The sequence below is a fragment of the Streptomyces sp. NPDC033966 genome, from assembly GCF_055575955.1.
This window is the reverse complement of the sequence record NZ_JBVIRQ010000001.1, coordinates 140,917-156,749: the sequence shown is the minus strand read 5'-3', so window position 1 is coordinate 156,749 and position 15,833 is coordinate 140,917. Positions and strand designations below refer to the sequence as shown.

At 72.1% G+C, this 15,833-nt stretch carries 15 protein-coding genes; 14 read left to right on the top strand and 1 reads right to left on the bottom strand.

From position 1 onward, the window contains the following. Positions 1 to 23 precede the first annotated feature (23 nt). From ACZ518_RS00760 to ftsH, 5 genes are all read left to right on the top strand, one after another. Positions 24 to 1,364, top strand: a complete 1,341-nt coding sequence (locus tag ACZ518_RS00760; RefSeq protein ID WP_469110899.1) for an ammonium transporter — start codon at positions 24 to 26, stop codon at positions 1,362 to 1,364. Continuing rightward, entirely contained in the window at positions 1,361 to 1,699 is a 339-nt protein-coding gene (locus ACZ518_RS00755) for a P-II family nitrogen regulator (protein WP_361610247.1), read from the top strand. Before ACZ518_RS00760 ends, ACZ518_RS00755 begins: the two co-directional genes overlap by 4 nt. A gap of 16 nt (positions 1,700 to 1,715) precedes the next feature. Continuing rightward, positions 1,716 to 4,148 carry a [protein-PII] uridylyltransferase gene (locus ACZ518_RS00750; RefSeq protein WP_469110898.1) on the top strand — a complete coding sequence of 811 codons (2,433 nt, stop codon included), beginning with the start codon at positions 1,716 to 1,718 and terminating at the stop codon, positions 4,146 to 4,148. A gap of 160 nt (positions 4,149 to 4,308) precedes the next feature. Then, positions 4,309 to 5,883: a signal recognition particle protein gene (gene ffh, locus ACZ518_RS00745; protein WP_405978401.1), complete on the top strand. Its 1,575-nt coding sequence runs from the start codon at positions 4,309 to 4,311 to the stop codon at positions 5,881 to 5,883. 137 nt (positions 5,884 to 6,020) lie between these two features. Further along, positions 6,021 to 7,943, top strand: coding sequence for an ATP-dependent zinc metalloprotease FtsH (gene ftsH / locus ACZ518_RS00740; RefSeq protein WP_469110897.1), 1,923 nt, complete (start codon positions 6,021 to 6,023; stop codon positions 7,941 to 7,943). 202 nt (positions 7,944 to 8,145) lie between these two features. Here ftsH and ACZ518_RS00735 read toward each other — a convergent pair whose 3' ends face one another. Next, a complete protein-coding gene (locus ACZ518_RS00735) occupies positions 8,146 to 8,826 on the bottom strand; it encodes a methyltransferase type 11 (protein ID WP_469110896.1) in 681 nt (226 codons plus the stop codon). Positions 8,827 to 8,957: 131 nt separating this feature from the next. On the opposite strand from ACZ518_RS00735, the gene proS reads away from it, so the two are divergent. The 9 genes from proS (at position 8,958) to lepB (ACZ518_RS00690) (ending at position 15,772) form a co-directional block, all read left to right on the top strand. Beyond that, the gene (gene proS / locus ACZ518_RS00730) at positions 8,958 to 10,370 is read left to right on the top strand and encodes a proline--tRNA ligase (protein ID WP_469110895.1); all 1,413 of its coding nucleotides are present in this window, start codon (positions 8,958 to 8,960) and stop codon (positions 10,368 to 10,370) included. Positions 10,371 to 10,572: 202 nt separating this feature from the next. Beyond that, positions 10,573 to 11,169 (top strand): hypothetical protein, encoded by a 597-nt coding sequence (locus tag ACZ518_RS00725; RefSeq protein ID WP_469110894.1) that lies wholly within the window; start codon positions 10,573 to 10,575, stop codon positions 11,167 to 11,169. A gap of 211 nt (positions 11,170 to 11,380) precedes the next feature. After that, positions 11,381 to 11,818, top strand: coding sequence for a 30S ribosomal protein S16 (gene rpsP / locus ACZ518_RS00720; RefSeq protein WP_125817063.1), 438 nt, complete (start codon positions 11,381 to 11,383; stop codon positions 11,816 to 11,818). Positions 11,819 to 11,820: 2 nt separating this feature from the next. Then, complete coding sequence (locus ACZ518_RS00715; protein WP_007266827.1) at positions 11,821 to 12,060, top strand: RNA-binding protein; 240 nt, start codon at positions 11,821 to 11,823, stop codon at positions 12,058 to 12,060. Positions 12,061 to 12,137: 77 nt separating this feature from the next. Continuing rightward, positions 12,138 to 12,716: a ribosome maturation factor RimM gene (rimM, locus tag ACZ518_RS00710; protein WP_469110893.1), complete on the top strand. Its 579-nt coding sequence runs from the start codon at positions 12,138 to 12,140 to the stop codon at positions 12,714 to 12,716. Continuing rightward, on the top strand, positions 12,716 to 13,537 hold the full coding sequence (gene trmD, locus ACZ518_RS00705) for a tRNA (guanosine(37)-N1)-methyltransferase TrmD (protein ID WP_469110892.1): 822 nt from the start codon (positions 12,716 to 12,718) through the stop codon (positions 13,535 to 13,537). Before rimM ends, trmD begins: the two co-directional genes overlap by 1 nt. A gap of 132 nt (positions 13,538 to 13,669) precedes the next feature. After that, positions 13,670 to 14,020 carry a 50S ribosomal protein L19 gene (gene rplS / locus ACZ518_RS00700; protein ID WP_030227407.1) on the top strand — a complete coding sequence of 117 codons (351 nt, stop codon included), beginning with the start codon at positions 13,670 to 13,672 and terminating at the stop codon, positions 14,018 to 14,020. Between the two features lie 44 nt (positions 14,021 to 14,064). Continuing rightward, on the top strand, positions 14,065 to 14,790 hold the full coding sequence (gene lepB / locus ACZ518_RS00695) for a signal peptidase I (protein ID WP_469110891.1): 726 nt from the start codon (positions 14,065 to 14,067) through the stop codon (positions 14,788 to 14,790). A gap of 268 nt (positions 14,791 to 15,058) precedes the next feature. Next, a complete protein-coding gene (gene lepB / locus ACZ518_RS00690) occupies positions 15,059 to 15,772 on the top strand; it encodes a signal peptidase I (protein ID WP_469110890.1) in 714 nt (237 codons plus the stop codon). Positions 15,773 to 15,833: the final 61 nt, after the last annotated feature.

The following is a 15,833-nucleotide window of genomic DNA, read 5'->3' as shown; positions in this document are numbered from 1 at the left end:
GTACCGACGACGAGGAGACGCCGATGGCATCAGCCATCACGACCCTCGCAGCAGACGCCCCGACCCTGTCTGCCGCGAACACCGGGTTCATGCTCATCTGCTCCGCCCTGGTCATGCTGATGACCCCGGGACTCGCCTTCTTCTACGGAGGCATGGTCCGCGTCAAGAGCAGCCTCAACATGCTGATGATGAGCTTCATCAGCCTCGGGATCGTCACGATCCTCTGGGTCCTCTACGGCTTCAGCCTCGCCTTCGGCACCGACTCGGGCTCGCTGATCGGCTGGAACTCCGACTACGTCGGCCTCAGCGGCATCGGCCTCACCGAGCTGTGGGACGGCTACACCATCCCGGTCTACGTCTTCGCCGTCTTCCAGCTGATGTTCGCCGTCATCACCCCCGCCCTGATCAGCGGCGCCCTCGCCGACCGCGTCAAGTTCAGCGCCTGGGTGCTCTTCACCGCCCTGTGGGTCACCGTCGTCTACTTCCCCGTCGCCCACTGGGTGTGGGGCGCCGGCGGCTGGCTCTTCGAGCTCGGCGTCATCGACTTCGCCGGCGGCACCGCCGTCCACATCAACGCCGGCGCCGCCGCCCTCGGCGTCATCCTGGTCATCGGCAAGCGCGTCGGCTTCAAGAAGGACCCGATGCGCCCGCACAGCCTCCCCCTGGTCATGCTCGGCGCGGGCCTGCTGTGGTTCGGCTGGTTCGGCTTCAACGCCGGATCCTGGCTCGGCAACGACGACGGCATCGGCGCCGTCATGTTCGTCAACACCCAGGTCGCCACCGCCGCCGCCATGCTCGCCTGGCTCGGCTACGAGAAGCTGCGCCACGGCTCCTTCACCACCCTCGGAGCCGCCTCCGGCGCCGTCGCGGGCCTCGTCGCCATCACCCCCGCCGGCGGCTCCGTCAGCCCCCTCGGCGCGATCGCCGTCGGCGCCATCGCCGGTGTGCTGTGCGCCATGGCCGTCGGCCTGAAGTACAGGTTCGGCTACGACGACTCCCTCGACGTGGTCGGCGTCCACCTCGTCGGCGGCATCGCCGGCTCCCTGCTCGTCGGCTTCTTCGCCACCGGCGGCGTCCAGTCCGACGCCAAGGGCCTCTTCTACGGCGGCGGCCTCGAACAGCTCGGCAAGCAGGCCGTCGGGGTCTTCTCCGTCCTCGCCTACTCCCTCGTCGTATCCGCGATCATGGCCTTCCTCCTCGACAAGACCATCGGGATGCGGGTCACGGAGGACGTCGAGGTCTCCGGCATCGACCAGGTCGAGCACGCCGAGACCGCCTACGACTTCAGCGGCGCCGGCGGCGGGCTCTCCGCACGGACCACCGCCGCACCCGCCCCCGCCGCGCACAAGAAGGTCGACGCATGAAGCTGATCACCGCCATCGTCAAGCCCTACAAGCTGGACGAGATCAAGGAAGCCCTCCACGCCTTCGGGGTCCAGGGCCTCACCGTCTCCGAGGCCAGCGGATACGGGCGCCAGCGCGGCCACACCGAGGTCTACCGCGGCGCCGAGTACACCGTGGACCTCGTACCGAAGATCCGCATCGAGGTGCTCGTCGAGGACGAGGAGGCCGAAGAGCTGATCTCCGTCATCGTCAGCGCCGCCCGCACCGAGAAGATCGGCGACGGCAAGGTGTGGAGCGTCCCCGTGGACTCGGTCGTCCGGGTCCGCACCGGCGAGCGCGGCGCCGACGCGCTCTAGACGACGGGAGCCCCGGGTGACGAGCGTCGAAGAGACCACGCAGGACGACCCGGCCGGCTCCGGACCCGGCGGCTACGCCGAGGCCCGGCTGCGACTCCTCCAGGAGGAGTCGCGGTCCGGGCCTTCCCGGCGTTCCGCCCTGTCCGGGCTGACCGACCAATGGCTGAACGCACAGTTCGCGCGGGCCGCGCGGGAGACCGGCGTACGGGGCGCTGCCCTCGTCGCCGTCGGCGGCTACGGACGCGCCGACCTCTCCCCGCGCAGCGACCTCGACCTGCTGCTGCTCCACGACGGCAAGGCCCGGCCCGCCGAGCTGAAGGCGCTCGCCGACCGCCTCTGGTACCCCGTCTGGGACCTCGGCCTGGCCCTGGACCACTCCGTACGCACCCCCGCCGAGGCCCGCAAGACCGCCGCCGAGGACCTCAAGGCCCACCTCGGACTGCTCGACGCGCGGCTCGTCTCAGGCGACGCCGGACTGCTCGCCGGGCTGCGCACCTCCGTGCTCGCCGACTGGCGCAACCAGGCCGCCAGACGCCTCCCGCAGCTGCACGCCCTGTGCCGGGAGCGGGCCGAGCGGGCCGGGGAGCTGCGCTTCCTGCTGGAACCCGACCTCAAGGAGGCGCGCGGCGGACTCCGCGACGCCACCGTCCTGCGGGCCGTCGCCGCGTCCTGGCTCGCCGACGCCCCGCGCGAGGGGCTCGCCGAGGCCCGGCGGCGGCTGCTGGACGCGCGCGACGCACTGCACCTGGTCACCGGCCGGGCCACCGACCGGCTCGCGCTCCAGGAGCAGCCCCAGGTCGCCGCCCGGCTGGGGCTGCTCGACGCCGACGCGCTGCTGCGCGAGGTGTACGAGGCCGCGCGGGTGGTCGCGTACGCCGGCGACGTCACCTGGCGGGAGGTCGGGCGGGTGCTGCGCGCCCGGGCCGCCCGGCCGAGGCTGCGCGGACTCCTCGGGACCCGCGGCACGACCGCCCCCGAGCGGGCGCCGCTGGCCGAGGGGGTCGTGGAGTCCGACGGGGAGGCGGTGCTCGCGCTCGCCGCCCGGCCCGACCGGGACCCCGTACTGCCCCTGCGCTTCGGCGCCGCCGCCGCGCAGGCGGGCCTGCCCGTCTCGCTGCACGCCGTACGCCGCCTCGCCGCGCAGGCCCGGCCGCTGCCCGTGCCGTGGCCGGCGGAGGCCCGGGAGCAACTGCTGACCCTGCTGGGCGCGGGCGAGCCGATGGTGGGGGTGTGGGAGGCGCTGGAGGCCGAGGGCCTGATCACCCGGCTGCTGCCCGACTGGGAGCGCGTGCGCTGCCGCCCCCAGCACAACCCCGTGCACACCTGGACGGTGGACCGGCACCTGATCGAGACGGCGGTGCGGGCCTCGGCGCTGACCCGTCGGGTGGGCCGGCCCGACCTGCTGCTGATGGCCGCCCTGCTGCACGACATCGGCAAGGGGTGGCCCGGCGACCACTCCGTCGTCGGCGAGACCATCGCCCGCGACATGGCCGTGCGGGTGGGCTTCGACGCCGAGGACACCGCCGTACTGGGCACGCTCGTACGCCACCACCTGCTGCTGGTGGACACCGCGACCCGGCGGGACCTCGACGACCCGGCGACCGTACGGGCCGTCGCGGACGCCGTCGGCTCCACCTCCACCCTGGAGATCCTGCACGCCCTGACCGAGGCCGACGCCCTGGCCACCGGACCGGCCGCCTGGAGCACCTGGCGGGGCTCCCTGGTCGCCGACCTGGTGGCGCGGGCCGCCGCCGTGCTCCGCGGCACCCCGCCCGCCGTCACCGAGCCGGAGATCCCGACCACCGAACAGGAACGCCTGGCGGTCGAGGCGCTGCGCACGGGCGAGCCGGTGCTCGCGCTGCACGCCCGGGAGGAGGAGGGCGACGCCGTCGGGGTGGAGCTGGTCGTCGCCGTCCCGGACCAGCCCGGGGTGCTCCCGGCCGTGGCCGGGGTGCTGGCCCTGCACCGGCTGACCGTGCGGGCCGCCGACCTGCGGTTCCTGGAGCTGGCGGAGCTGCCCGGCGAGGTGCTCGTGCTGCGCTGGCGGGTGGCGGCGCAGTACGGGGCCCTGCCGCAGGCCGCCCGGCTGCGCACCGATCTGGTGCGGGCGCTGGACGGCACCCTGGACGTCCCGGCGAAGCTGGCCGACCGCGAGGCGGCGTACCCGCGGCGGCGGGGCGTGGTCCCGCCGCCGCCCCGGGTCACGGTGGTCCCGGAGGTCTCCTCCCTGGCCACCGTCCTGGAGGTGCGGGCCCCCGACGCGGTGGGGCTGCTCCACCGGATCGGGCGCGCCCTGGAGTCGGCGGGCGTCCGCGTCCGCAGCGCGCACGTGTCCACCCTGGGCGCGAACGCGGTGGACACGGTCTACGTGGTCGACCCGGACGGCAAACCCTTCCCGCCGGAGGCGGCCGCCGCCGTCGCGTCCCAGGTCCAGTCCGCCCTGCTGTAGGACGCTGCGCGGGCGAGGTCCCCGCCCGCCCGTCGCGGTGGAAGGGCGGGCAGGGGACCGCTCCGCGCAGCGGCCCGGCATCCCCGCCCCCGGGAGGGGGAACGGCCGGATACCCTGGGGGACGACCACCACGCCCCCGACCCGAGGAATCGCGACCACCGTGTTCGATACGCTTTCCGACCGCCTCAGCGCGACCTTCAAGTCCCTCCGGGGCAAAGGCCGCCTCTCCGAGCAGGACATCGACGCTGCGGCGCGGGAAATCCGTATCGCCCTCCTCGAGGCCGACGTCGCCCTCCCGGTCGTCCGCTCCTTCATCGCGAACGTCAAGGAAAGGGCCCGCGGCGAGGAGGTCAGCAAGGCGCTGAACCCCGGCCAGCAGGTCCTGAAGATCGTCAACGACGAGCTGGTCTCCATCCTCGGCGGCGAGACCCGCCGGCTGCGCTTCGCCAAGACCGCGCCCACCGTGATCATGCTGGCCGGTCTCCAGGGTGCCGGTAAGACCACCCTCGCCGGAAAGCTCGGCTTCTGGCTGAAGGGGCAGGGCCACACCCCGCTCCTCGTCGCCTGCGACCTCCAGCGCCCCAACGCCGTGAACCAGCTCAGCGTCGTCGCCGACCGCGCCGGCGTCGCGGTCTACGCGCCCCAGCCCGGCAACGGCGTCGGCGACCCGGTCCAGGTGGCCAAGGACTCCGTCGAGTACGCCCGGGCCAAGCAGCACGACATCGTCATCGTCGACACCGCCGGCCGCCTCGGCATCGACCAGGAGCTGATGCAGCAGGCCGCGGACATCCGCGACGCCGTCAGCCCCGACGAGATCCTCTTCGTCGTCGACGCGATGATCGGCCAGGACGCGGTCAACACCGCCGAGGCCTTCCGCGACGGCGTCGGCTTCGACGGCGTGGTGCTGTCCAAGCTCGACGGCGACGCCCGCGGTGGTGCCGCGCTCTCCATCGCGCACGTCACCGGCAAGCAGATCATGTTCGCCTCGAACGGCGAGAAGCTCGACGACTTCGACGCCTTCCACCCCGACCGCATGGCGGGCCGGATCCTCGACATGGGTGACATGCTCACCCTCATCGAGCAGGCCGAGAAGACCTTCTCGCAGGCCGAGGCCGAGAAGATGGCGGCCAAGCTCGCCAAGGGCCCCAAGGAGTTCACGCTCGACGACTTCCTGGCCCAGATGGAGCAGGTCCGCAAGATGGGCTCCATCTCCAAGCTCCTCGGCATGCTGCCGGGCATGGGCCAGATCAAGGACCAGATCAACAACATCGACGAGCGCGACGTGGACCGCACCGCCGCGATCATCAAGTCGATGACCCCGGCCGAGCGCCAGGACCCGCACATCATCAACGGCTCGCGCCGCGCGCGCATCGCCAAGGGTTCCGGAGTCGAGGTCAGCGCCGTGAAGTCGCTCGTGGAGCGGTTCTTCGAGGCCCGCAAGATGATGTCCCGCATGGCCCAGGGCGGCGGGATGCCCGGCATGCCCGGTATCCCGGGCATGGGCGGCGGCCCCGGCCGGCAGAAGAAGCAGGTCAAGCAGGCCAAGGGCAAGCGCAAGAGCGGCAACCCGATGAAGCGCAAGGAAGAGGAGGCCGCGGCCGCGGCCCGCCGCGAGCAGGGCGCGCAGCCCGACGCTCCGGCCGCGGGCGGCAACCCGTTCGGGCTCCCGGCCGGCGGCGGCCAGCCGGGTCAGGACTTCGACCTTCCGGACGAGTTCAAGAAGTTCATGAAGTAGCAGGGCCGGAAGCCACTGCGGAAGGGCCCCGGGCGCGTCATGCGGCCGGGGCCCTTCCGTATCTGCGGGGGCATCGGGCTGATTTGTCGCTTATGGTCGGCCGGGAGGACGGCATGACGGCATAAGGAGGCGCCCACGTGCCCAGCCCCACCCCCGTACCGCCGCGCGACCGGGCCGACACCCCCTGGCGCTCGGAGGGCGCCCCGCCCGCCCCGCCCGCCAAGCGGAAGCTCCCCGGCGGCGGCTGGCGCGGACTGGTCCTCGCCGCCCTGATCGTCTTCCTGCTGACCAACCTCGTGCTGTCCTTCTTCAACGAGGGCGACGAGCCGACGATCTCCTACACGGAGTTCAGCAAGCAGGTCGCCGACGGAAACGTCTCCAAGATCTACTCCAAGGGCGACGCCATCCAGGGCCAGCTCAAGAACGAGCAGCCCGTCCCCGGCGGCAAGGGCGACTACAGCAAGTTCGTCACCCAGCGCCCCGCCTTCGCCGACGACCAGCTGTGGTCCAGCCTCACGAGCAAGGGCGTCACCGTCACCGCCTCCCCGGTGGTCGAACAGCGCAGCTTCCTGGCCAACCTGCTGATCTCCCTCGCCCCGATGCTGCTCCTCGTCGGCCTGTGGCTGCTCATCGCCCGCCGGATGGGCTCGGCCATGGGCGGGATCGGCGGGCTGGGCCGCAAGGGACCGCCCAAACCCGTGGAACTGGAGTCGGGCGCCCCGCGCACCACCTTCGACGACGTCGCCGGCATCGACGAGGTCGAGGGCGAGCTGAACGACGTCGTCGACTTCCTCAAGAACCCCCAGCAGTACCGCGACATGGGCGCCCGGATGCCCGGCGGCGTCCTCCTCGCGGGCGCGCCCGGCACCGGCAAGACCCTGCTCGCGCGGGCCGTCGCCGGAGAGGCCGGGGTGCCGTTCTTCTCCGCGTCCGCCTCCGAGTTCATCGAGATGATCGTCGGCGTCGGCGCCTCCAGGGTCAGGGAGCTCTTCGCGGAGGCGCGCAAAGTGGCCCCCGCGATCGTGTTCATCGACGAGATCGACACCATCGGCCGGGTGCGCGGCGGCGGCGCGGCCATGGGCGGCCACGACGAGCGCGAGCAGACCCTCAACCAGATCCTCACCGAGATGGACGGCTTCTCCGGCTCCGAGGGCGTCGTCGTCCTCGCCGCCACCAACCGGGCGGACGTGCTGGACCCCGCCCTGACCCGCCCCGGCCGCTTCGACCGCACGGTCGTCGTCTCCCCGCCCGACCGGGACGGCCGCGAGGCCATCCTGCGCATCCACACCCGCGACATCCCGCTCGCCGCCGGCGTCGACCTCGCCCAGGTGGCCCGTACGACCCCCGGCATGACCGGGGCCGAACTCGCCAACCTGGCCAACGAGGCCGCCCTGCTCGCCGTCAAGCGCAAGCAGCGCCAGGTCACCCAGGCGGACCTCTCCGACGCCCTGGAGAAGGTCCAGCTCGGCGCGGAACGCCCCCTGGTGATGCCGCTGGAGGAGCGCCGCCGCACCGCCTACCACGAGAGCGGCCACGCCCTGCTGGGCATGCTCCAGCCGGGCGCCGACCCCGTACGCAAGATCACCATCGTGCCCCGCGGCCGGGCCCTCGGCGTCACCCTCTCCACCCCCGACGCGGACCGGTACGCGTACACGGAGGACTACCTCCGGGGCCGCATCATCGGCGCGCTCGGCGGCATGGCGGCCGAGCAGACCGTCTACGACGTGATCACCACCGGCGCCGAGAACGACCTCGAACAGGTCACCAACATCGTCCGCGGGATGGTCGCCCGCTGGGGCATGAGCGACCGCGTCGGCAAGCTCACCGCCATCCCCTCCGACGGGCAGGGCCCGTACGGCCTGGCCGCCGCCCCCACCACGCTCGACACCGTGGACCACGAGATGCGGCGGATCGTCGACGAGTGCTACCAGGAGGCCTGCCGCCTGCTGCGCGAGCACCGGCCGAAGCTCGACACCCTCGCCGAGGCCCTCCTGGAGGCCGAGACCCTGGACGAGGAGGCGGCGTACGCGGCGGCCGGCATCCCCCGGCTCGCCAAATAACCCGCGCCCCCGTTAGGCCGTGTCTTTCGGATCAGGCCGGGCCCGCGCCGCCTGGCACCGCGCCTCGCCGCGTTCTCGTCGGTCGCCAACGTCCCCCAGCTACCGCTGGGAGGTGCCCCCACCGCGTTGACTCCCTCCTCGGCCTTGCGATGCACGGCACCAGACGACGCGGGCTGATCCGGCCTGATCCAAAAGACACGGCCTACGCCACCCGGGCGACGACGTACCGGAAGATGTTCGGCAGCCAGACGGCGCCGTCGGGCCGCTCGAACGGGTGAAGCGCCTCCGACAGCTCCTTCTCCGCCTGGGCGGGATCCGCCGCGCCGCCGTACAGCCCCGTCGACAGCAGGCCCCGTACCGCGCTGTCCACGTCCGCGTACCCGAACGGGCAGAACACCCGCCCCGACCCGTCGGGCACCAGCCCCGCCCCAGCCGCCAGCGCGTCCAGGTCCAGGGCCGCCGGGCCGCCGCCCAGCACCGCAGGCACCGTGCAGCGCTCCGGCGGACCCCAGCCGGCCAGCACCACCGCGCCGCCCCGCCGGACCGCCGGCAGGGCCGCGGCCAGGGCGCCCGGGGAGGGCGCGAAGGCGAGCAGCACGTCGTAGGGGCGCACGGCGGGGACCGGGGGAGCCGCCACCACCTCCAGCAGCCGTTCGCGGGCCAGCGCCCGGCGGGCCGGATCCGCCTCCACGCCGGTGGCGGCGGCACCCCGCCCTCCGGCCAGCAGCAGGGCCAGCCCGGCCCCGCAGTCGAGGCCCAGCAGCCGGTCACCCGGCCCGATCTCCAGCCGGTCGTAGACCGCTTCGTACAGCGGTACCAGCATCCGTTCCTGGATCTCCGCCCAGTCCCGGGCGACGAGCGTGGCCGTCGGCGTCGGTGTCATCGAAAGAGCGCTCCTGATTCCGTGTCGCCCCCTTGCCCCCGTTGCCAGGGAACTCCCCATTCGCCCCCGCGTCCAGAGGAGCGCGCCACCCGATTCACGCTCGACCCGCCCGGCGCCGTACCATTCGCGCCATGGCAAAGGCACCCGTTCTCACCCCGCAGGCGGAGGATTTCCCCCGCTGGTACCAGGATCTGATCAACAAGGCCGAGCTGGCCGACAACGGTCCGGTCCGCGGCACCATGGTCATCCGTCCGTACGGCTACGGCCTGTGGGAGCGGATGCAGCAGGAGATGGACGCCCGCATCAAGGAAGCCGGTGCCCAGAACGCCTACTTCCCGCTGTTCATCCCGCAGTCGTACCTGACGAAGGAAGCCGAGCACGTCGAGGGCTTCGCCCCCGAGCTCGCGGTCGTCACCCACGGCGGCGGCAAGGAGCTGGAAGAGCCGGTCGTCGTCCGGCCCACGTCCGAGACGATCATCAACGACTACTTCTCCAAGTGGGTCCAGAGCTACCGGGACCTGCCGCTGCTGATCAACCAGTGGGCCAACGTGGTCCGCTGGGAGATGCGCCCCCGCGTGTTCCTCCGTACGAGCGAGTTCCTCTGGCAGGAGGGCCACACCGCCCACGCCACGTACGAGGACGCCCGCGACTACGCGGCCCGCATCCACCGCGACGTCTACGGCGACTTCATGACGAACGTGCTCGGCATCGACGTCGTGCTCGGCCGCAAGACCGCCAAGGAGCGCTTCGCCGGTGCCATCAACACCCTCACCCTCGAGGGCATGATGGGCGACGGCAAGGCCCTGCAGATGGGCACGAGCCACGAGCTCGGCACCAACTTCGCCAAGGCCTTCAACACCCAGTACCTCTCGAAGGAGGGCCAGCAGGAGCTGGTCTGGCAGACCTCGTGGGGCGTCTCGACCCGCATGGTCGGCGGTCTGATCATGTCGCACGGTGACGACAACGGCCTGCGGGTGCCGCCGCGCCTGGCCAACGTCCAGGTCGTCGTCATGGCGATCAAGGGCGACGAGGCCGTGGCGAAGGTCCGCGAGCTGGGCGACCGGCTCAAGGCCGCGGGCATCCGCGTCCACGTCGACGACCGCGTCGACACCCCCTTCGGCCGCCGCGCCGTGGACTGGGAGCTCAAGGGCGTACCGGTGCGCATCGAGATCGGCCCCCGCGACCTGGAGGCCGGCACCGCGATGCTGGCCCGCCGGATCCCGGGCGGGAAGACCCCGGTGCAGATCGACGCCCTCGCCGACCTGCTGCCCAAGGTCCTCGACGAGGACCAGGCGCAGCTGCTGCGCGAGTCCCGCGAGCGCCGCGAGGCCCGTACGAGCGACGTCGCCACCATCGAGGAGGCCGCCGAGGCCGCCATCGCGGGCGGCTGGGCGCGCATCCCGTGGGCCGACCTCGGCCCCGAGGGCGAGGCCAAGCTGGGCGAGCAGGCCGTCTCGGTGCGCTGCCTGGTGGCCGAGGACGGGTCGGTCCCGGTGGCCGACGACGCCCCCGGTACGCTCGCGATCGTCGCGCGCTCCTACTGATTTCCCCTGGCGCCCCTGGCGTGCGGCTTCGGCCGCGCGCCGGGGGCGTCGGCGTCGATAGCCCTCGTTACGTACCGACTCATCCTGGGATATGCGCACCCGTCCTCGTCAGGACGCATCAGTGTGAACTGACTGGTACGTGCAAAAAATTTGGAATGGCCCGGAATCGGAACACCGGGGCACCCCGGCTCGTTGTCACGACGTGAGCACGACACCACCTGTTCTCGCCGCAGAGCTGGCGCAGGCGTGGGCCGACATTCAGCGGTACCACGCCGAGCTGCCTGACCTTGCCGCGCCCGAGTCCCTGATCGGAGAGTCCTCGTCCGCCTGCGGCGCCGAGCTCTCCTTCGAGCGACTGCTGCACGAGGCAGTCCACGGCATCGCCGCCGCCCGCGGAGTACGTGACACCTCGCGCGCCGGCCGCTACCACAACCGCAGATTCCTCGCGATCGCCGAGGAGATGGGGCTGGACCACTCCGAGGAGCCGCACGCCAGCAGCGGGTTCTCCCTGGTCACGCTCAATCCCGAGGCCAAGAAGCGCTACCGCCCCACCATCGAGCGGCTCCAGCGCGCCCTCAAGGCGCATACGGCGGCCACCGCGGCCGACACCAAGCGCAGCTTCCGCGGTCCGGCCGCCCGGCACGGCTCCTCGGGCGGCGGCGTACGGGTCAAGGCGGTCTGCGACTGCGGGCGCAACGTCCGGGTGGTCCCCTCCGTCCTGGCGCAGGCGCCGATCGTCTGCGGCGGCTGCATGAAGCCCTTCCGGATCCCCGAGGTCGCCACCGCGGCCGCGTCCTGAGCGTGTGGTGTGCGTCCGCCGCCGGGCGGCCGGGGTGATCCCCCGCCGCTCGGAAGCGCCGCAGGCGTGTGGCACAATGGGCAGCTGTACTCGACAGTCGCATAGGACCCCTCTCTCCTCCGGCTGACGCGTCCATCGGGCACCCGAGTACCGCAACCCCACGTGGCATCTCAAGTGCCCAACCACGTCAAGTTCAGGAGACACCACTCCAGTGGCAGTCAAGATCAAGCTCAAGCGTCTCGGTAAGATCCGCTCCCCGCACTACCGCATCGTCGTCGCCGACGCCCGCACCCGCCGGGACGGTCGCGCGATCGAGGAGATCGGCATCTACCAGCCGACGTACAACCCCTCGCGCATCGAGGTCAACGCCGAGCGCGCGCAGTACTGGCTGTCCGTGGGCGCCCAGCCCACCGAGGCCGTTCTCGCCATCCTGAAGCTCACCGGTGACTGGCAGGCGCACAAGGGCCTCCCGGCCCCGGCGCCGCTGCTGCAGCCGGCGACGAAGGAAGACAAGCGTCGTTCCTTCGACGAGTTCGCCAAGGCCCTCGAGGGCATCGGCGAGGGCAAGGGCGAGGCCATCACGCAGAAGAAGAAGGCCGACAAGAAGGCGGACGAGGCTGAGGCCGCCGCCGAGTCGACCGAGGCCTGAGCATGCTCGAGGAGGCTCTTGAGCACCTCGTGAAGGGCATTGTGGACAACCCCGACGACGTGCAGGTCGCCTCGCGCAACCTGCGCCGCGGGCAGGTGCTGGAGGTCCGGGTGCACCCCGACGACCTCGGCAAGGTGATCGGCCGCAACGGCCGCACCGCTCGTGCACTGCGTACCGTCGTGGGCGCCATCGGCGGCCGGGGGATCCGCGTCGACCTCGTCGACGTGGACCAGGTCCGCTGAGCAGTTGAACACCGGCACGGGCCGGGGAGGGCATACGTGCCCGCCCCGGCCCATTGTCGTCTGAACAGGAGATACAGGTGGAGCTGGTAGTCGCGCGGGTCGGCCGCGCCCACGGGATCAAGGGTGAGGTCACCGTCGAGGTGCGGACCGACGAGCCGGAGCTGCGGCTCTCGCCCGGCGCCGTGCTGCGGACCGAACCGGCGTCGGCGGGTCCGCTGACCATCGAGACGGGCCGGGTGCACAGCGGCCGGCTCCTGCTCCGCTTCGAGGGCGTCAAGGACCGCACCGCCGCCGAGGCGCTGCGCAACACCCTCCTGATCGCGGACGTCGACCCGACGGAGCTGCCCGAGGAGGAGGACGAGTACTACGACCACCAGCTCATGGACCTGGACGTCGTACTCGAGGACGGCACCGAGATCGGCCGGATCACCGAGATCTCGCACCTGCCCTCGCAGGACCTCTTCATCGTCGAGCGCCCGGACGGCACCGAGGTCATGATCCCCTTCGTCGAGGAGATCGTCGCCGAGATCGACCTGGAGGAGCAGCGCTGCGTCATCACCCCGCCGCCCGGGCTGATCGACGACCGCGCCGAGATCGCCTCCGCGCGTGACGCCGAGGCCTCCGCGGAGGCAGAGAAGTCCGGGGACGACGCCTGATGCGGCTCGACGTCGTCACGATCTTCCCCGAGTACCTGGAGCCGCTGAACGTCTCCCTCGTCGGCAAGGCGCGGGCGCGCGGCCAGCTCGACGTGCACGTGCACGACCTGCGGGAGTGGACGTACGACCGGCACAACACCGTCGACGACACCCCGTACGGCGGCGGCCCCGGCATGGTCATGAAGACCGACCCCTGGGGCGAGGCCCTGGACTCGGCGCTGGCCGACGGCTACGAGTCCGGCGCGCACGGCCCGGTCATCGTCGTGCCCACGCCCAGCGGCCGGCCCTTCACCCAGGAACTGGCCGTCGAGCTCTCCGAGCGGCCCTGGCTGATCTTCACCCCGGCCCGGTACGAGGGCATCGACCGCCGCGTCATGGACGAGTACGCGACGCGGATGCCGGTCTACGAGGTCTCCATCGGCGACTACGTCCTCGCGGGCGGGGAGGCGGCCGTGCTGGTCGTCACCGAGGCCGTGGCCCGGCTGCTGCCGGGCGTGCTCGGCAACGCCGAATCGCACCGCGACGACTCCTTCGCCCCCGGCGAGATGGCCAACCTGCTCGAAGGCCCCGTCTACACCAAGCCCCCGCAGTGGCGCGGCCGGGGCATCCCCGAGGTGCTGCTCAGCGGCCACCACGGCAAGATCGCCCGCTGGCGCCGCGACGAGGCCTTCCGCCGCACCGCGCAGAACCGCCCGGACCTGATCGAGCGCTGCGAGGCCTCCGCCTTCGACAAGAAGGACCGCGAGATCCTCAGCATCCTGGGCTGGAAGCCGTCCGGAGACGGCCGATTTTGGCGCAGGCCGCAGGCCGTGGAAGAATAGGCGGCTGCTGTGTGCTTCCGTACGCTCCTGCCACAGGGGGATCGCCGTACGGGGGGTGGCACGGCTCCCGAATTCTCTACGGAAACCCGCCCGGCGACCTGTGGCGTCGTGCGAAGAAAGCAGACGAACAACATGTCTCACCTGCTCGATGGCGTCAACGCCGCCTCCCTGCGCACGGACGTCCCGGCCTTCCGCCCGGGTGACACGATCAACGTGCACGTCCGCGTGATCGAGGGCAACCGCTCCCGTATCCAGCAGTTCAAGGGCGTTGTCATCCGTCGCCAGGGCTCTGGCGTCTCCGAGACCTTCACCGTTCGCAAGGTCTCCTTCAGCGTCGGCGTGGAGCGCACCTTCCCGGTCCACTCCCCGATCTTCGAGAAGATCGAGCTCGTCACCCGCGGTGACGTGCGTCGCGCCAAGCTGTACTTCCTCCGTGAGCTCCGCGGCAAGGCCGCGAAGATCAAGGAGAAGCGCGACCGCTGATCTCCTCTCCGGGTCCCGGGGACGGGCAGATAGGCTCGCACCCGATGGACACCGAAGCAGAGCTCACACAGCGCGGCCACTCCTCCCCCGAGCAGGGGGAGGGGCGGCCGCGTTCTGCTTTTTCCGGGTCCTGGCGGCGGGCCGGACTGATCGGCGTGTCCTGCGCCGTCTTCGTGCTGCTGCTGGCCAATTTCGTCGTCCAGCCCTTCCAGATCCCGAGCCGCTCCATGGAGCCGACCCTGCAGGTGGGGGACCGGGTCCTGGTCAACAAGCTGGCGTACCGTTTCGGCGCCGAGCCCCGGCGCGGGGACGTGGTGGTCTTCGACGGCGCCGGGTCCTTCGTGCGCGAGCCCGCGGGCGGCAACCCGGTGGGTGACGCCGTGCACGGCGCGCTCTCGGCGCTCGGGCTCGCGGAGCCCTCCGACACCGACTTCGTGAAGCGGGTCGTGGGCGTCGGCGGGGACGACGTGGTGTGCTGCGACCAGGGCGGCCGGATCCAGGTCAACGGAGCCCCGGTGGAAGAGCCCTATCTGTACGCCGGAGACTCCGCCTCGAAGGTGCCCTTCCGGATCGTCGTTCCGCTGGGGACCCTGTGGGTCATGGGCGACCACCGCTCCCAGTCCCGGGACTCCCGGGACCACCTGGGCGAGCCTGGCGGGGGGATGGTGCCGGTGGAGAAGGTGATCGGGCGGGCCGACTGGATCGGCTGGCCGGTGTCGCGCTGGGGTTCGGTGCCCGGGGCGCGGACCGGGGACGGCCCGCATGGGTAGCCGCGGGCGCCCGCGGGGGGCCGGCCGCCCGGAGCCGGGCAGCGGACCGGAACGGTCCGAGCGGTCCGAGCGGTCCGAGCGGTCCGAACGGCCCCGGCGGAGCCCGGAACCGGCGCCCCGGCCCGCGCCAGCGCGGGAGCCCGCGGGCGCCGGCGCGCCGGAGCGGGCGGCCGCGGACGCCGGGGGTGCCGAGGGCGCGGAGCCCGGAGGGCGGGCCGAGCGGCGCCGGCTGGCGCGCAAGGTCCGCCGGCGCAGGCGTACCCGCCGCGTGGGCGAGCTGCCACTGCTGGTGGCGGTCGCGCTGTGCATAGCCCTGGTGCTCAAGACCTTCCTGGTGCAGGCCTTCTTCATCCCCTCCGGCTCCATGGAGCAGACGATCCGGATCGGGGACCGGGTGCTGGTGGACAAGCTGACCCCGTGGTTCGGCTCGAAGGTCCAGCGGGGCGACGTCGTCGTGTTCAAGGACCCGGGCGGCTGGCTCAAGGGCGAGGCCGCGAGGCCCGAACCGGATCCGGCGGGCGTCAAGCAGATCAAGCAGGCCCTGACCTTCATCGGCCTGCTGCCCTCGGCGGACGAGCAGGATCTGATCAAGCGGGTCATCGGCGTCGGCGGGGACACGGTCAAGTGCTGCGACGCCCGGGGCCGGGTGACCGTCAACGGAACGCCGCTCGATGAGCCTTACGTGTCACCGGGCAACGCCCCCTCCGAAATCCGTTTCGAGGTGCGCGTACCGGCCGGGCGGATCTTCGTGATGGGCGACCACCGCGCCAATTCGGCCGATTCCCGTTACCACCTCGACGAGGCCTTCGAGGGCACCATCGACGAGAAGGGCGTGGTCGGGCAGGCTGTGGTGATCGCCTGGCCCTACGACCACTGGCGCGGACTCGATCAGCCGGCGACCTTCCTGCAGGTGCCGGATCCCGTACGGGGCGGCAGGCGGCGCGGGCCCCGTCGGCGCCGTCGGGGCACGCCGTTCGCATAGTGTGGCCCTGGTCTCCCGCGCCTTAGGGAACTCCCGCTCGTTAGGGGAGGGGAGGGCCCGT